This window comes from Motilibacter rhizosphaerae (genome assembly GCF_004216915.1).
Lineage (GTDB): Bacteria > Actinomycetota > Actinomycetes > Motilibacterales > Motilibacteraceae > Motilibacter > Motilibacter rhizosphaerae.
Genome location: NZ_SGXD01000003.1, coordinates 384,744 through 399,858, shown reverse-complemented (window position 1 = coordinate 399,858; position 15,115 = coordinate 384,744). Strand labels below are relative to the sequence as shown.

Below are 15,115 nucleotides of genomic sequence, written 5' to 3'. Positions count from 1 at the left end.
CGGAGGGCCTCCCGGCCGTCCGTCCCGAGCGCGAGCGGCCCAGCCGCCCGACCGCGGACGAGCCCGCCGGGCCCGCACCGCCAGCCCGTACCGACCTGCGAGGAGGGGACCCGTGCCGCCGACCGGTTCGCCGCGCCACGAGGCGATCTGCCGCGCCGCCCTCGAGGTGGTCGCGGAGGACGGCTACGACCGCATGAGCATGGACGCGGTCGCGGCCCGGGCGCGCGCGAGCAAGGCGACGATCTACCGGCACTGGGCGGGCAAGCGCGACCTCGTCCTCGACGCGCTGCACCTGCGCGGCCCGTCCTGCGTGGTCGTCCCGGACACCGGCACGCTGCGCGGCGACATCCTCGCCACGCTCGGGATGGTCGACACCGGCACCATGCGCGAGGACATGCTGCTCGTCAGCGGCGTCCTCCGCGCGCTGGCCGGGGTGCCCGAGATCGCGGACGCCGTGCGCGAGCAGATCCTCGAGGCCAAGCGCGACCTCTCCCGCACGCTCGTCTCGCGCGCGGTGGCACGCGGCGAGGTCCCCCCGGACGCCGACCCCGACGTGTTCCACGTCGTGGCGCCGGCGCTCGTGTTCTTCCGCGTCACCGTCCTCGGCCAGCCCGTGGACGAGGAGTTCCTCACCTACGTCACCGACGACGTCCTCATCCCCCTGTTGACCCGCCAGCGCCCGGTGCCAGCCCGGGCCGAGCAGAAGGAGTCCGCATGACCTCGACGAGCCTGGAGCAGGGCGGGCAGGTGACGGAGGCGCCCGACCCCCGCCGCTGGCTGGCCCTCGGCGTCATCGCCGTGGCGCAGCTCATGATCGTCCTCGACGCCACCATCGTGAACATCGCGCTGCCGAAGGCGAGCGCGGACCTCGGGATCTCCACCGCCGACCGGCAGTGGATGGTCACCGCCTACACCCTCGCCTTCGGGGGCCTGCTCCTGCTCGGCGGCCGCATCGCCGACTACAACGGGCGCAAGCGCACCTTCATCATCGGCCTCATCGGCTTCGCCGTGGCCAGCGCCATCGGCGGCGTGGCGCAGAGCGAGGCCATGCTGTTCGCGGCCCGCGCGCTCCAGGGCGCGTTCGCCGCGATCATGGCGCCGGCGGCGCTCTCGCTGGTCACCGTGACCTTCACCGAGCCGAAGGAGCGCGCCAAGGCCTTCGGCGTCTTCGGCGCGATCTCCGGCGGCGGCGCGGCGCTCGGCCTCATCCTCGGCGGCGTGCTCACCGAGTACGCCTCCTGGCGCTGGTGCCTCGGCGTGAACTTCCCGATCGCCGTCGCGACGGCGTTCGCCGCTGCGGCCGTCGTCCACGAGAGCAAGGCGCACGGCGACACCCGCTACGACATCCCGGGCGCGCTGCTCGCCACGCTCGGCCTGGTCAGCCTCGTCTACGGCTTCACCGAAGCGGCGAAGCAGAAGTCGACGATCAACCCCAAGACGCACCAGCCCGACATCGTCGGCTGGACCGGCGCGAGCACGATCGCGTTCCTCGTGGCCGCCGTCGTCCTGCTCGTCGCGTTCTTCGTCTGGGAGTCCCGCGCGGCCAACCCGATGCTGCCGCTGCGCATCATCCTCGACAAGAACCGGGGCGGCTCCTACCTCGTTTTCCTCCTGGTGGGCGCCGGGCTGTTCGCGATGTTCCTGTTCCTCACCTACTACTTCCAGCTCAACCTGGGCTACTCGCCGCTCAAGGCCGGGTTCGCGTTCCTGCCCTTCAGCCTCGGCATCATCGTCACCGCCGGCGTCGCGGCCCAGCTGCTGCCCCGCGTCGGCCCGCGCCCGCTGCTCCTCACCGGCCTCGTCATGGGCGTGCTCGGCATGCTCTGGCTGACCCGGCTGGAGCAGACGAGCTCGTACTGGGCGCACGTCCTGCCCTCCGAGGTCATCATCAGCGTCGGCATGGCGCTCGTCTTCATCCCGGCGTCGAGCACGGCGCTGGTCGGGGCGGGCGGGCACGACGCCGGCATCGCCTCGGCAGTGCTCAACACCTCGCAGCAGATCGGTGGCTCGCTCGGCACCGCGCTGCTCAACACGCTGTTCGCCTCGGCGGTGACGAGCTACATCACCACCCACGTGGCGGCGGCGACCACCAAGCCCGCGCAGGCCGCGCTCGCCCTCGAGTCGACGATGCACGGCTACCGCACGGCCTTCTTCTGGGGCGGCGTGCTGCTCTTCGTCGCCCTCGTGGCGGCGGCGCTGCTCGTCACCGCGCACAAGGAGGACGTCCCCACCGACGGGGCGATGGCCGTCGCCTGACGCGCCGGCCCTGCACGGCGGACCCCGTCCGCGCACGTCCCGCTCCCGCCCGCGGCACCTCCCCGGTGCCGCGGGCGGTGGCATGCTGGGCCCCGTGTGCGGTCGCTACGCAGCCAGCCGGAACCCCGACGACCTCGTCGAGGAGTTCGACATCGCGCGGCTGGTCGACCCGGACCTGCCGCCCAGCTGGAACATCGCGCCGACGGACCCGGTGCGCATGGTGGTCGAGCGCGCCCACGACGAGGTCCAGGAGCGCCAGCTGCGCCTCGCCCGCTGGGGTCTCGTCCCCTCCTGGGCGAAGGACGTGAAGATCGGCAGCCGGCTCATCAACGCCCGCGTCGAGTCCGTGGCCGAGAAGCCCGCGTTCCGCCGGGCCTTCGCCGCCCGGCGCTGCCTGCTCCCCGCCGACGGCTACTACGAGTGGTACGCGCAGGAGGCCGGCGGCAAGCAGCCGTTCTTCATCACCCGGCGCGACGGGCGCAGCCTCGCCATGGCCGGGCTCTACGAGGTGTGGCGCGACCCCGCCGGCGGGCCCGAGGCGCCGCTGCTGTGGACGGCCACGGTCATCACGACGACCGCCGAGGACGAGCTCGGCCACATCCACGACCGCATGCCGATGCAGGTCGAGCCCGACGGCTGGGCCCGGTGGCTCGACCCGCACGTCTCCGACCCTGCCGAGCTGCACGGGCTGCTCCTGGCCGCGCCCCCCGGCACGCTGGAGGCCCGCCCGGTCTCGACGCTGGTCAACAGCGTCCGCAACGACGGCCCCGAGCTCGTCGAGCCGCTCGCCCCGGCGGACGAGCCGACGCTGTTCTGAGCCGTGCCGCCCTCCCGCCCTGCCGGCGCCGGCGCTCCCGAGCCGGACGCGGTCCTGGACGTGCCGACGCCGCTGGGACCCGCCCGGGCGCACGTGCACGACGCGGCGGGCCCGCCCCGCGCCACCCTCGTCCTCGGGCACGGTGCAGGACGCGGCAGCGACACCCCGGACCTGCTCGACCTCGCCCGCGCGCTGCCGCCGCGCGGCATCCGCGTGGTCCGCGTCGACCAGCCCTGGGTGGTCGCCGGCGGGCGCGTGGCCCCGGCGCCCCCGCGGCTCGACGCCGCGTGGCTCGCGGCCGTGCCCGCGCTGCCGCTCGCCGGCGCCCTCCTCCTCGGCGGCCGCTCCGCGGGGGCGCGCGTCGCCTGCCGCACGGCGCGGCAGCTGGGGGCGGCGGGCGTGCTCGCCCTCGCGTTCCCGCTCCACCCTCCTGGTCGGCCCGAGCGCTCGCGGGCGGAGGAGCTGACGGGGGCGGGGGTCCCCGTCCTCGTGGTCCAGGGCGAGCGCGACGCCTTCGGGCGGCCGGAGGAGCTGCCCGCGGGTCGCGGGCGGCGGGTCCTCGGCGTCCCCGGTGACCACGCGCTCGCCGGGGGCGTGCCGGCCGCGGCGCTCGCTGAGGTCGCGAGGTGGGGAATCGCCCGTGCCCGTCGAGGTGTTGGAGCAGACGGGAGCCGGGCCGCAGGGGGTCCGGCCGTCGGGACCGCGGGCGACGAGCCCGCTCGGCCCTGACGCAGGTCGGACCACACCCGGCGGCGCGCACGGCGCGCCCGGACGGAGGAGGAGCCCATGCTCGCCGCGAGCACGCTGCACCGGGGGGAGGTCGCGCACCTCTCCTGGCGGCAGTGGCCGGCAGGTGCCGGGGGGTCGGCACCGATAGGCTCGTCCCCGATGAGCACCGAGACCGACGCCGAGCGGACCGCGCGCTTCGAGCGCGACGCGCTGCCGTTCGTGGACCAGCTCTACTCCGCGGCGCTGCGCATGACGCGCAACCCCTCGGACGCCGAGGACCTGGTGCAGGAGACCTTCGCCAAGGCGTACTCCTCGTTCCACCAGTTCACCGAGGGCACCAACCTCAAGGCGTGGCTCTACCGGATCCTCACCAACACCTTCATCAACACCTACCGCAAGAAGCAGCGCGAGCCGCAGCAGTCGGACTCCTCGGAGATCGAGGACTGGCAGATCGCCGCGGCGGGCGGCCACACCTCCGGCGGGCTGAAGTCCGCCGAGGCGGAGGCGCTCGACCACCTGCCGGACAGCGACGTCAAGGACGCGCTCCAGTCGATCCCCGAGGACTTCCGCATCGCGGTCTACCTCGCCGACGTCGAGGGCTTCTCCTACAAGGAGATCGCGGACATCATGGGGACGCCCATCGGCACCGTGATGTCGCGCCTGCACCGGGGTCGCCGCCAGCTGCGGACCCTGCTCGAGGACTACGCGCGCGAGCGCGGGCTCGTGCCGGCCAACGGCGGTCAGGAGGGGTCGCGATGAGCTGCGGCAACCACCACGAGACCCCCTGCGTCGAGGTCCTCGCGCAGGTCTACTCCTACATCGACGGCGAGCTCGGCGGCTCCGACTGCGCCACCGTGAAGCACCACCTCGACGAGTGCTCGCCCTGCCTGCGCGAGTTCGGCATCGAGGAGGAGGTCAAGGCGCTGGTGCGGCGCTCCTGCGCCGACCCCGCTCCGACCGAGCTGCGGGCCAAGGTGCTCCTCCGGATCCGGCAGGTCTCCGTGGAGCTCGGCCCGGTCGAGTAGCCGACCAGGCCCACGCGGCCACCCCGGCGGCGGCGAGCACGTCGCCGGGGCTCGCCACCTCCCTGCGCCACGGGGCGGCCACCGGGAGGCGGTCGGCGAGCCAGGGCAGCCGCGTACGCCCGTCCAGCGCCTCGTGGGCCGGGTCCTCCGCCAGGCGGAGCTCGGCTGCCGGGACGCCGGCGCGCGCAGCCGCTGCCGTGCTCACCGGCATCGCCCCGTTCGCGACGACGACCGCGGCGTTGAGCAGCAGCCCGGCGCCCAGCAGGAGCGAGCCAGCCGTCCGCCGGTTGGCCAGGACGGCCCCGGCTGCGAGCAGGGTGCCGGCGCTGGAGACGACGGTCCACGCCGTCCCGCTCGCGCCGAGGGCCGCCGCCGCCACCTCCAGCAGCACGGCGAGCACCAGCACCGCGGCGCCGCGCAGCCGCTGCTCCGCGAGGAGCCGCACCCGCCCGCCGGTCCCCAGGGACAGCGCCAGCGCGAGCAGCGCGACGGCGAGCACGAGTCCCATGCCGCTATCCTGCCCGCCGGCCGGCCAGGTTCGGCTCAGGACCGGCCTCCACCCGCCGAACCTGCGGGTGTGACCCCGCCGCCGTCCGTCCTGCCCTTCCTGCAGGCGCTGAGCGAGCTGCGCGGGAGCGACCTGCACTGCAAGGTGGGCAGCCCCCCGCGGATCCGGATCGACGGCCGGCTGCGCCGGCTCCAGGCCGACGTGCTCACCCCGGCGGACACCGAGGCGATGCTCGCCGAGGTGATCCGCCCCGACCTCGTCGGCGCCTTCGCCCGCTCCTCCGAGGCGGACTTCGCTCACTCGGTGCCCGGTCTCGGGCGCTTCCGCGTCAACGCGTACCGCGCCCGCGGGTCCGTCGGCCTCGTCTTCCGCCGTGTGCCGGAGGGCGCGATCCCGCTCCCGGAGCTCGGCCTGCCGCCGATCGTCTCGACCATCGCCAACGAGGCGCGCGGCCTCGTCCTCGTCACCGGCCCCACCGGGTCCGGCAAGTCCACGACGCTCGCCGGGATGATCGACCACATCAACTCCACGCGCGAGGCGCACATCGTCACGGTCGAGGACCCGATCGAGATCCTCCACGCCGACAAGGTGGGGATGGTCAACCAGCGCGAGGTCCACATCGACACCGAGTCCTTCTCGACCGCGCTGCGCGGGGCGATGCGCCAGGACCCCGACGTCATCCTCATCGGCGAGATGCGCGACGCCGAGACCGTGCGGGCGGCCATCTCCGCGGCCGAGACGGGCCACCTCGTCCTGTCGACCCTGCACACGATCGACGCGCAGGAGACGGTCAACCGGGTCATCGACGTGTTCGCGCCGCACGAGCGCCAGCAGGTGCGGCACTCGCTCGCCGGCGCGCTGCGCGCGGTCATCTGCCAGCGGCTCGTCCCGCGCGCCGACGGCAAGGGCCGCAGCGTCGGCATGGAGGTGTGCATCGGCACCGGCCGCGTGCTGGAGGCGATCGCCGACCAGGAGAAGACCTCCGGGATCACGCAGATCATCGCCGAGGGCGGCTTCTACGGCATGCAGACCTTCGACCAGCACCTCGTCTCGTTCGTCCGCGACGGCGTCGTCCGCCTCGAGGACGCGCTCGAGGCATCGAGCAGCCCGCACGACCTGCAGGTCGAGCTGCGCCGCCTCGGCCTCGTCGCCTGAGCCGGCGCGGGGTAGGGGCCCCGCCAGCGGGCAGGCTGCGCAGGTGGGACCCCTCGTCGCGGCCGTGACCGCCTGGCTGCGCCGCGTACGCCGTCGGCTGACCGGGCGCGACCTCGCGCTCGTCGGGGCGGGGCTCACGTTCTACGCGGGGATCGCGGTCGTCCCCGGCCTGCTCGTGGCGTCGTGGGCGGCCGGGCTGCTCGTCGGCGAGCCGCGCATGGTGTCGTTCGCCGGGTCGCTGGGGCGCGCCCTCCCGGACAGCCTCGGCGCGCCCGGCGTCGCCCGCCGGCTCGTCGACACGGGCGCCCACCTGCACTGGGTGCAGGCGCTGGTCGCGGCGTTCCCCGCCTCGCTGTACGGCGAGGGCCTGCGCCGCTCGTTCCTCAGCCTGGAGGACGCGGGGACCGAGCGGCTCGTGGGCTGGCGCGGCCGGGTCCGCGTCCTGCCGCTCATCGCCGTGGCCCCGCCGCTGCTGCTGGCCGTGCTCGGCATCACCCCGCTGCTCGCCCGCCTGCTGCGCGGCAACGCGGCCGCCCCGACCGCGCTGGGGGTCTTCGTCGCGCTCGTCGTCGACTGGCTCGTGCTGTCGGTGCCGGTGACTTGGGCCTACCGGGTCGTGGGGCGGGGTGTCGGCTCCTGGGTGGCGGCGCTCGCGGCAGGGCTCGTCGCGGCGTCGTTCGTGAGCGGGTTCCTCCAGGGGTTCGTGCTCTTCCTCGCGCTGCCGATCGACCTCGAGGCGCCCTTCGGCGGGCTGCCTGTCGTGGGCGCGATCGTCGCGGTCGGGCTGTGGCTCTGGGTGCTGCACCTCGTCGTGCTGGTGGGCTACGCGATGGCCCTGGAGTTCCGTGCGGAGGACTGGCGGGAGGTGCGCGGGAAGCGCACCGCCCACCAGCCCGGGACGGGTGTCAGCTGATCTTCGGCAGCACGTGCTCGCCGTAGAAGTCGATGACCGCCGGCTGGTCGCGCTCGCCGGAGTGGACGAACGGCAGCACGCCCATGTCGAGGAGACCCTGCACGGCGTCGACGTGCACCTGCGCGCTCGCGCCCTTGGGCCAGGTCGACGTGACCTGCGCCATCGAGAACATCCGCTCCGCCTTGTGCTGGATGCTCAGCGGGTTCGGGTCGTAGAGCAGCGTGGGGTTCCAGGAGTCGTAGGTGAAGCGCCAGCGCTCGGCGGCGTAGTGCAGCGGGGTCGGCAGCGTCGTGGTGCTGACGAAGAGCTCCGCGTAGCGCAGCAGGGTCGCCGGGTCGCGGCCCGAGTCCTGCGCGCCCTTCTGGAACGCCGCCTGCAGCGCCGGGTCCATCTGGTCCTTGGCCGAGCCGATCCACCCGTCGCCGTAGCGTCCGGCGTTGTACGCGCTGTTCGGCCCGCTCGCCGCCATGAGGATCGGCACGGGCTTCGTCGGCACGTCGTAGAGCTGGAACTGGTCGACCGAGTAGTACTGGCCGGTGAACGTCGTCCGCTGGCCCTTCCACAGCTCGCGGATGAGCTGCACGGCCTCGACGAGGCGCGCCGCCCGCTCGGCGTACGGGCCGAACTGCCCCGTCGCCGCCCGCTCGTTGAGCGCTTCGCCCGCACCCACCCCGAGGAAGACCCTCCCGGGGGCGAGGATGCCGAGGCTCGCCCAGGCCTGGGCGACCTCGCTGGGGTGGTGGCGGTAGATCGGGCAGGTGACGCCCGTGCCGAACGTCGCCGTGCGCGTCGACTGGCTGAGCAGGGCCTGCGTGATCCACGGGTGCATGGCGTGGCCCTGGACGTCCTCCCAGGGCTGGATGTGGTCCGAGGTCCACAGGTAGCCGAAGCCCGCCGCCTCGGCCTGCGTGGACCAGGCGACGAGCGACTGGGTGCGGAACTGCTCGTGGGAGAGCACGAAGCCGACCGGCTTCTTCCCGGCCGGGGCCTTCGGCGGGGCGGCGTACGCGGTGGCGGGCGCGGCGGCCACGGCGCTGACCGCGGCGAGGCCGGCGAGCAGCGCGCGCCGGGAGACGGTGGGGGAGGGGGCCGCTGGGCTCGGCGCGGCTGCCGGAGTGGGGGGCATGCCGGGGTTGTTCCCAGCGCACCGGTCCGCACTCAGACGTACCGGGACAGACCGGACGGGTCCGCCCGCCTCCGGTCCGAACGGGGTGCCCCAGTGGCCGTGGGAGCGCCACTGGGTGCCCCCGTTCGGACGCGCGGCCCGCGCCGCCGATCCGAACGGGGTGCCCCAGTGGCCGTGGGAGCGCCACTGGGTGCCCTTGTTCGGTCAGGGGGAGGGGCGGTTAGGGGGAGGGGCGGTCAGGGAGGGGCGGGAGAGCAGGGGGCCGGGGGGGGGCGGCGGCCCCCGGGGACGCCACGGGCCCGCCTCCGACGGACGGAGGCGGGCCCGCGGACGGGAGCGCAGAGGCTCAGGCGGCCTTCTTGGTCTCCCAGAAGATCGTGTCGATCTCGGCGATCTTGTCGAGGAGCTTCTGCGCCTCGGCCGGGTCGACGGTGCCCTTGCCGCCAGCGGCGCCGGCGAGCTTGGTCGCCTCGTTGAACAGCTGGTGCAGGTGCGGGTACTTCTCGAAGTGCGGCGGCTTGAAGTAGTCCGTCCACAGCACCCAGAGGTGGTGCTTGACCAGCTCGGAGCGCTGCTCCTTGATGATGAGGGCGCGGGTGCGGAAGACCGGGTCCTCGTTGCCCTGGTACTTCTCGCAGATCGCCTTGACCGACTCGGCCTCGATGCGCGCCTGCGCCGGGTCGTAGACGCCGCAGGGGAGGTCGCAGTGCGCGGAGACGCGCACGCGGGGGAACAGTCGTGCGAGCACGGAGCCCACCTTTCAACTGGGTGAGGATCTACCTCCAGGGACACTACCCCCGGACGGCGCCGGGGCAACGGGAGGGGCGAGGCTGCATGGGCTGGCTGCGCGCGGTCGTGGAGGGTCGCTCGATGCTGCCGCGGCTGCGGCCGGGCGACCGGCTGCTGGTCCGCACCGGCCGCGAGCCGCGCCCGGGCCGGGCCGTCGTCGTCCGGCTCCCCGACCGGCCGCTCGCGGTGAAGCGCGCGGGGGTTCGCGACGCGGACGGGTGGTGGGTCGAGAGCGAGAACCCGGCTGAGGGCACGGACTCCTGGACGATCGGCCGCCCGGTGCCGCCCGGGGACGTGCTCGGCGTCGTGGTGCTGCGCTACCGGCCGCTGCGCTCGTTCGGGAGGATGTGACGCAGGTAGGCGCCCGGGTCCCCGAGGTAGCGCCGCCAGTGGTCGACGATCTCGAGCTCCTCCCAGGCCGCCTCGTGGTAGCCCTGGTCGTCGAGCTCGAGGATGGTGGCGCCGGGCAGGGCGCACAGCAGCGGCGAGTGCGTCGCGCAGACGACCTGCGAGCCCTTCTCGACGAGCTCGGCGAGGACGCCGACGAGCGCGAGCGAGGAGGAGAACGACAGCGCCGACTCCGGCTCGTCGAGCACGTAGAAGCCCGCGGAGTCGAAGCGGGTGAGCAGGACCTCGAAGAAGCCCTCGCCGTGGCTCATCTCGTGGAAGGCCGGGTCCCGCTTGCCCGGGTTGGCCTCGAGGTACGTGTAGAGCCCGTGCATCGTCTCCGCGCGCAGGAAGAACGACCAGCGGGGCGCGTCGATCCCGCGGACGAGCTGGAGGTGGTCGGAGAGGTCGGACTCGCTGCGCCGGGTGCTGAGCTGCGCGCCGCGGCTGCCGCCCTCGGCGTTCAGGCCGTACGCCATGGCGAGCGCCTCGACGAGGGTCGACTTGCCGCTGCCGTTCTCGCCGACGAGGAAGGTGACCCCTTCGGGCAGGTCCAGCCCGTCCCGGAGCAGCTGACGCACCGGCGGGAGGTCGTAGGGCCAGCCCGTGGGCAGCTCCTCGCCCGCACGACGCTGGACGCGGCGCACGGGCCGGCGGTCGAGGCCGGTCATCCGCTCCTCACCAGGTGCGGCCCCGGCCCGCGAGCTCGGCGCGCTCGCCGGGCCGGTCGAGGTGCGCGGTGTGCCGCAGCGTGACGCTCATCCGCGGCGCGGTCACGGCGGCCTCCTTCGGCACCGTGTGCTCCCACTCGTGCTGGCAGGCCCCGCCCATGACGAGCAGGTCACCGCCGGTGGGGTGCAGCTCGAGCGCGGTCCGCCCGCCGCGCGGACGCAGGAGGAAGCGCCGGGTCGCGCCGAGCGACACGGTGACGACCAGCGGGTCGCGGTGGGAGTGGCGGTTCCGGTCGCCGTGCCAGGCGACGCTGTCGCGCCCGTCGCGGTAGAGGTTGACCCAGATCCGGTCGAAGGTGACGCCGTAGCGCTCGGACACCGCCGCTGCGACGTCGCGCAGCGCGGCGGGTGCCGCGCCCGCCCCGCGCGAGTCGACCTCCACGTCGAAGCCCGCGGTCATGCGGGGCTCCAGCACCTCGTTGTCCCACACCCGCACCGTGCGCCGGGTGAAGCGGCCCGTGCCCAGGAGCTCCTCGAACAGCGCGTCGGCGCCACCGAGCCAGCTGGGGCACGAGTCCACCCAGCTGCGCTCGTCGAGCGCGATCCTCCGCAGCCCGGTGAAGGCACGGTCGGGCCGCACCGCGCCCTCGTCGAACAGCGAGCCCTGCAGGCCGACCGCTTCGATCATGTGTTCGAGTGTAGGTCGCGGGACCGCGGACGCGCTAGTCCTCGTCGTCCGCCCGGGCCAGCCAGGTGGCGAGCCGCTCGACCGGCACCTCGAACTCCGGGAACAGGTCGACGAACACCCGCAGCCGCTCGGCGAGCCAGGCGAGGGTGACCTCCTCGTCACCCCGCCGGGTCTCCAGCTCCTCGAGCCCGCGGTCGCTCGCGTACACCCCGCCGTCCTCAGCGGTCGAAGGCCGCGGCGACGAGCGCCTTCTGCTCGGCCTCGTGCGCCCGGTGCGACCCGACCGCCGGCGAGGCCGACGCCGGGCGGGACACGACCCGCAGCCGCCGCCCGTCGAGCCGCTCGGTGAGGTTGAGCAGGACGAAGGACCAGGCGCCCTGGTTCTGCGGCTCGTCCTGCACCCAGACGAGCTCTGCCCCGGAGTACGGCGCCACCGCCTGCAGCAGCTCCTCGACCGGCAGCGGGGCGAGCTGCTCGAGCCGGACGACCGCCGTCCGCTCGTCGGCGCGCTTGGTCCGCTCCGCCACGAGGTCCCAGTAGACCTTGCCGGAGCAGAGCACGACGCGGTCGACCCGGCGCGGGTCGAGGGCCGCCGTGTCCGGGATGACCGGCTGGAAGGTGCCCGAGACCAGGTCCTCCGCGCTGGAGACGGCGGCCTTGAGCCGGAGCATGGACTTCGGCGTCGCGACGACGAGGGGGCGGCGCGGCTCGCGGTAGGCCTGCTGGCGCAGCAGGTGGAAGTGGCTCGCCGGCGTCGAGGGCTGCGCGACCGTCATGTTGTCCTCGGCGCACATCTGGAGGAAGCGCTCGATGCGCGCGGAGGAGTGGTCCGGCCCCTGGCCCTCGTAGCCGTGGGGGAGCAGCAGCACGACCGAGGAGCGCTGGCCCCACTTCTGCTCCGAGGACGAGATGAACTCGTCGATGATCGTCTGCGCGCCGTTGACGAAGTCGCCGAACTGCGCCTCCCACAGCACGAGCGCCTCGGGACGCGCGACGGAGTAGCCGTACTCGAAGCCCAGCGCCGCGAACTCCGAGAGCAGCGAGTCGTAGACGTAGAACCGGCCCTGTCCCTCGCCCAGGTTGGCGAGCGGCGTCCACTCGGCGCCGGTGCTGCGGTCGATGAGGACCGCGTGGCGCTGGACGAAGGTGCCGCGGCGGCTGTCCTGTCCGGCCAGCCGGACCGGCACGCCCTCGAGGAGCAGCGAGCCGAAGGCGAACAGCTCGCCCATGCCCCAGTCGATCCCGCCCTCGCTCGCCATGGCGGCCCGGCGCTCGAGCAGGGACTTGAGCTTGGGGTGGACGGTGAAGCCGTCGGGGATGTTGACGTGCGCGTCGGAGATCCGCTTGACGACCTCCACCGGCACGGCCGTCGGCCGCGGCTCGGCGTGGGGGCGCTGCTGCTGCTCCTCCGGCGCGTCGAGCGCCGCGGGGGCCCGGCCCGTACCGACCTCGCGCGTCTCCAGGAAGACCCGCTCGAGCTGCTCCTGGTAGTCGCGCAGCGACTGCTCCGCGTCCTCGACGCTGATGTCGCCGCGGCCGATGAGCGCCTCGGTGTAGAGCTTGCGCACCGAGCGCTTGCCCTCGATGAGGGCGTACATGAGCGGCTGCGTCATCGAGGGGTCGTCGCCCTCGTTGTGGCCCCGGCGGCGGTAGCAGACCATGTCGATGACGACGTCCTTGCGGAACTGCTGGCGGAACTCGAACGCCAGTCGCGCCACCCGGACGCACGCCTCGGGGTCGTCGCCGTTCACGTGGAAGATCGGCGCCTGGATCATCCGCGCCACGTCGGTCGAGTAGAACGACGAGCGCGAGGAGGCCGGCGAGGTCGTGAAGCCGACCTGGTTGTTGACGATGACGTGCACGCTGCCGCCGGTGCGGTAGCCGCGCAGCTGCGAGAGGTTGAGGGTCTCGGCCACGACGCCCTGGCCCGCGAAGGCCGCGTCGCCGTGCACGAGGATCGGCAGCACCGAGTAGCCCTCGTCGCCGCCGCCCTTGTTCAGCCGGTCCTGCTTCGCGCGCACGATGCCCTCGAGCACCGGGTCGACCGCCTCGAGGTGCGAGGGGTTCGCGGCGAGGTAGACCTTGCACTCCTTGCCACTGGGCGAGGTGAGCCGCCCCTGGGTGCCGAGGTGGTACTTCACGTCGCCGGAGCCCTGCACCGAGCGCGGGTCCTGGTTGCCCTCGAACTCGCGGAAGATCTGCCCGTAGCTCTTGCCCGCGATGTTGGCGAGGACGTTGAGCCGACCGCGGTGGGCCATGCCGATCGCGGCCTCGTCGAGCCCGCTGTCGGCCGCCGCGGAGATGAGCGCGTCCATCAGCGGGATGAGCGACTCGCCGCCCTCGAGCGAGAACCGCTTCTGCCCCACGAACTTCGTCTGCAGGAAGGTCTCGAAGGCCTCGGCCGCGTTGAGCCGGCGCAGGATGCGCAGCTGCTCCTCGCGGTCGGGCTTGTCCTGGACGTGCTCGACGTGGTCCTGGATCCAGCGGCGCTGCTCGGGGTCCTGGATGTGCATGTACTCCAGGCCGACCCGGCGGCAGTACGCGTCGCGCAGCGTCCCGAGGATGTCGCGCAGCAGCGCCATCGGCTTGCCGCCGAAGCCCCCCGTCGCGAACTCCCGGTCGAGGTCCCACAGCGTGAGGCCGTGGTTCACGACGTCGAGGTCGGGGTGGCTGCGCTGGCGGAACTCCAGCGGGTCCGTGTCGGCCATGAGGTGCCCGCGGACGCGGTACGCGTGGATGAGCTCCTGCACGCGCGCGGACTTCGCGATGTCGTTCTCGTGGCTCGCCGCGACGTCCGCCGCCCAGCGCACCGGCTCGTACGGGATCCGCAGGGCGCGGAAGATCTCGTCGTAGAACCCCTCCTCGCCGAGGAGCAGCGCGTGCACCCGGCGGAGGAACTCGCCCGACTGGGCGCCCTGGATGATGCGGTGGTCGTAGGTGCTCGTCAGCGTGAGCACCTTGCTGATGGCGAGCCGCGCGAGGGTCTCGGGCGAGGCGCCCTGGTACTCCGCGGGGTACTCCATCGCGCCGACGCCGACGATCGCGCCCTGGCCCTTCATCAGGCGCGGGACGCTGTGGACCGTGCCGATGGTCCCCGGGTTGGTGAGGCTGATCGTGGTGCCGGCGAAGTCGTCGGCGGTGAGCTTGCCGCCGCGGGCGCGGCGCACGACGTCCTCGTAGGCCGTCCAGAACTGCGCGAAGTCCATCGCGCCCGCGCCCTTGATGGCGGGGACGAGCAGCTGGCGGGTGCCGTCGGGCTTGGCGAGGTCGATCGCCAGACCGAGCCCGATCTGCGCGGGGCGCAGCACCGCGGGCTTGCCGTCGACCTCGGTGTAGGCGGCGTTCATGTCCGGCATGCCGGCGACCGCGCGGACCACGGCGTAGCCGATGAGGTGCGTGAAGCTCACCTTGCCGCCGCGGCCGCGGCGCAGGTGGTTGTTGATGACGATGCGGTTGTCGATGAGCAGCTTCGCCGGCACCGCGCGCACGCTCGTCGCGGTGGGGACCTCGAGCGAGGCCTCCATGTTGGTGACGACGCGGGCACTCGGGCCGCGCAGCGGCACGGTCTGCGGCTCGGTCGCGGGGGCCGGGGCGGGCTTCGGCGCGGGCGGCGGCGCGGGGTTCGCGGCGCGGTTCTCGGCCGGGCGGGCGACGGCGGCGGGGGCGGGAGCGGCGGCGGCCGCGGGGACCGGGGCGACGGCGGCGCGGGCGGGCTGGGACGGTGCGAGCGGTGCGGGCTGGCCGGAGGCGGCGGGCTGGGGGGAGGGCGCGGGCGGGGCGGCGGGCGCTGCTGCTGCGGGCCGTGCCGGGGGCGCGGGTGGTGCTGCCGGAGCCGGGGCGGCCGCGGTCCCCCCGTCGGTCCCGCTCTGCCGCTGGGCGAAGACGTCCCACCACGCCCTGTCGACCGAGTCGGGGTCCGCGAGGTACTGCTGGTACAGCTCGTCGACCAGCCACTCGTTGGGGCCGAAGCCCGTCGCCGATGGACTCTGCGAGGACGTGGGCTGGGACACGGCGGCGTTCGCCTACTTCCGCAACAATCGACAAGGGGCCG

The 15,115-nt window shown here is 74.0% G+C and carries 16 protein-coding genes; 9 read left to right on the top strand and 7 right to left on the bottom strand.

Annotation, left to right across the window (positions count from 1 at the left end; translation table 11 throughout):
* Positions 1-112: 112 nt before the first annotated feature.
* From EV189_RS12655 to rsrA, 6 genes are all read left to right on the top strand, one after another.
* Complete coding sequence (locus EV189_RS12655) at positions 113-718, top strand: TetR/AcrR family transcriptional regulator (RefSeq protein ID WP_165400275.1); 606 nt, start codon at positions 113-115, stop codon at positions 716-718.
* Positions 715-2,256, top strand: coding sequence for an MFS transporter (locus EV189_RS12650; protein ID WP_130493311.1), 1,542 nt, complete (start codon positions 715-717; stop codon positions 2,254-2,256). The genes EV189_RS12655 and EV189_RS12650 overlap by 4 nt, the downstream gene beginning before the upstream one ends.
* A 94-nt stretch (positions 2,257-2,350) precedes the next feature.
* Positions 2,351-3,073 (top strand): SOS response-associated peptidase, encoded by a 723-nt coding sequence (locus EV189_RS12645; protein ID WP_130493310.1) that lies wholly within the window; start codon positions 2,351-2,353, stop codon positions 3,071-3,073.
* Between the two features lie 3 nt (positions 3,074-3,076).
* Entirely contained in the window at positions 3,077-3,802 is a 726-nt protein-coding gene (locus tag EV189_RS12640) for an alpha/beta hydrolase family protein (RefSeq protein ID WP_231116347.1), read from the top strand.
* A 159-nt stretch (positions 3,803-3,961) separates the two neighbouring features.
* On the top strand, positions 3,962-4,561 hold the full coding sequence (locus EV189_RS12635) for a sigma-70 family RNA polymerase sigma factor (protein WP_130493309.1): 600 nt from the start codon (positions 3,962-3,964) through the stop codon (positions 4,559-4,561).
* Positions 4,558-4,827 carry a mycothiol system anti-sigma-R factor gene (gene rsrA, locus EV189_RS12630; protein ID WP_130493308.1) on the top strand — a complete coding sequence of 90 codons (270 nt, stop codon included), beginning with the start codon at positions 4,558-4,560 and terminating at the stop codon, positions 4,825-4,827. Before EV189_RS12635 ends, rsrA begins: the two co-directional genes overlap by 4 nt.
* Here the strand turns inward: rsrA and EV189_RS12625 are convergent.
* Positions 4,718-5,335 carry a DUF5317 family protein gene (locus EV189_RS12625; protein WP_130493307.1) on the bottom strand — a complete coding sequence of 206 codons (618 nt, stop codon included), beginning with the start codon at positions 5,333-5,335 and terminating at the stop codon, positions 4,718-4,720. The two genes, rsrA and EV189_RS12625, sit on opposite strands and share 110 nt — an antisense overlap.
* A gap of 69 nt (positions 5,336-5,404) precedes the next feature.
* On the opposite strand from EV189_RS12625, the gene EV189_RS12620 reads away from it, so the two are divergent.
* Both EV189_RS12620 and EV189_RS12615 read left to right on the top strand, forming a co-directional pair.
* A complete protein-coding gene (locus EV189_RS12620) occupies positions 5,405-6,490 on the top strand; it encodes a type IV pilus twitching motility protein PilT (RefSeq protein WP_130493306.1) in 1,086 nt (361 codons plus the stop codon).
* Positions 6,491-6,533: 43 nt separating this feature from the next.
* Positions 6,534-7,403, top strand: coding sequence for a YhjD/YihY/BrkB family envelope integrity protein (locus EV189_RS12615; protein WP_231116346.1), 870 nt, complete (start codon positions 6,534-6,536; stop codon positions 7,401-7,403).
* On the opposite strand, the gene EV189_RS12610 is transcribed toward EV189_RS12615, so the two are convergent.
* Together EV189_RS12610 and sodN are read right to left on the bottom strand one after the other, a co-directional pair.
* Entirely contained in the window at positions 7,396-8,529 is a 1,134-nt protein-coding gene (locus EV189_RS12610; RefSeq protein ID WP_130493305.1) for an LLM class flavin-dependent oxidoreductase, read from the bottom strand. The two genes, EV189_RS12615 and EV189_RS12610, sit on opposite strands and share 8 nt — an antisense overlap.
* Before the next feature lie 346 nt (positions 8,530-8,875).
* Positions 8,876-9,277: a superoxide dismutase, Ni gene (gene sodN, locus EV189_RS12605; protein WP_231116345.1), complete on the bottom strand. Its 402-nt coding sequence runs from the start codon at positions 9,275-9,277 to the stop codon at positions 8,876-8,878.
* 86 nt (positions 9,278-9,363) lie between these two features.
* Here sodN and EV189_RS12600 point away from each other — a divergent pair, with 86 nt between their 5' ends.
* Positions 9,364-9,669 (top strand): S24 family peptidase, encoded by a 306-nt coding sequence (locus EV189_RS12600; RefSeq protein WP_231116344.1) that lies wholly within the window; start codon positions 9,364-9,366, stop codon positions 9,667-9,669.
* On the opposite strand, the gene EV189_RS12595 is transcribed toward EV189_RS12600, so the two are convergent.
* The 4 genes from EV189_RS12595 to EV189_RS12585 are packed head-to-tail and all read right to left on the bottom strand — an operon-like array spanning position 9,636 to position 15,074.
* Positions 9,636-10,376 carry an AAA family ATPase gene (locus tag EV189_RS12595; RefSeq protein WP_130493304.1) on the bottom strand — a complete coding sequence of 247 codons (741 nt, stop codon included), beginning with the start codon at positions 10,374-10,376 and terminating at the stop codon, positions 9,636-9,638. The two genes, EV189_RS12600 and EV189_RS12595, sit on opposite strands and share 34 nt — an antisense overlap.
* Before the next feature lie 7 nt (positions 10,377-10,383).
* Positions 10,384-11,064, bottom strand: coding sequence for an alpha-ketoglutarate-dependent dioxygenase AlkB (locus EV189_RS12590; protein WP_130493303.1), 681 nt, complete (start codon positions 11,062-11,064; stop codon positions 10,384-10,386).
* Positions 11,065-11,098: 34 nt separating this feature from the next.
* Entirely contained in the window at positions 11,099-11,272 is a 174-nt protein-coding gene (locus EV189_RS20215) for a DUF6104 family protein (RefSeq protein WP_165400274.1), read from the bottom strand.
* 10 nt (positions 11,273-11,282) lie between these two features.
* Complete coding sequence (locus tag EV189_RS12585; protein WP_130493302.1) at positions 11,283-15,074, bottom strand: multifunctional oxoglutarate decarboxylase/oxoglutarate dehydrogenase thiamine pyrophosphate-binding subunit/dihydrolipoyllysine-residue succinyltransferase subunit; 3,792 nt, start codon at positions 15,072-15,074, stop codon at positions 11,283-11,285.
* Positions 15,075-15,115: the final 41 nt, after the last annotated feature.

Bases quoted from the DNA above. Each gene is read 5' to 3' on its own strand.
- EV189_RS12635 (WP_130493309.1), top strand. From the start codon at position 3,962: ATGAGCACCGAGACCGACGCCGAGCGGACCGCGCGCTTCGAGCGCGAC.
- rsrA (WP_130493308.1), top strand. From the start codon at position 4,558: ATGAGCTGCGGCAACCACCACGAGACCCCCTGCGTCGAGGTCCTCGCG.
- EV189_RS12625 (WP_130493307.1), bottom strand. From the start codon at position 5,335: ATGGGACTCGTGCTCGCCGTCGCGCTGCTCGCGCTGGCGCTGTCCCTG.
- EV189_RS12600 (WP_231116344.1), top strand. From the start codon at position 9,364: ATGGGCTGGCTGCGCGCGGTCGTGGAGGGTCGCTCGATGCTGCCGCGG.
- EV189_RS12595 (WP_130493304.1), bottom strand. From the start codon at position 10,376: ATGACCGGCCTCGACCGCCGGCCCGTGCGCCGCGTCCAGCGTCGTGCG.
- EV189_RS12610 (WP_130493305.1), bottom strand. From the start codon at position 8,529: ATGCCCCCCACTCCGGCAGCCGCGCCGAGCCCAGCGGCCCCCTCCCCC.
- EV189_RS12650 (WP_130493311.1), top strand. From the start codon at position 715: ATGACCTCGACGAGCCTGGAGCAGGGCGGGCAGGTGACGGAGGCGCCC.
- EV189_RS12590 (WP_130493303.1), bottom strand. From the start codon at position 11,064: ATGATCGAAGCGGTCGGCCTGCAGGGCTCGCTGTTCGACGAGGGCGCG.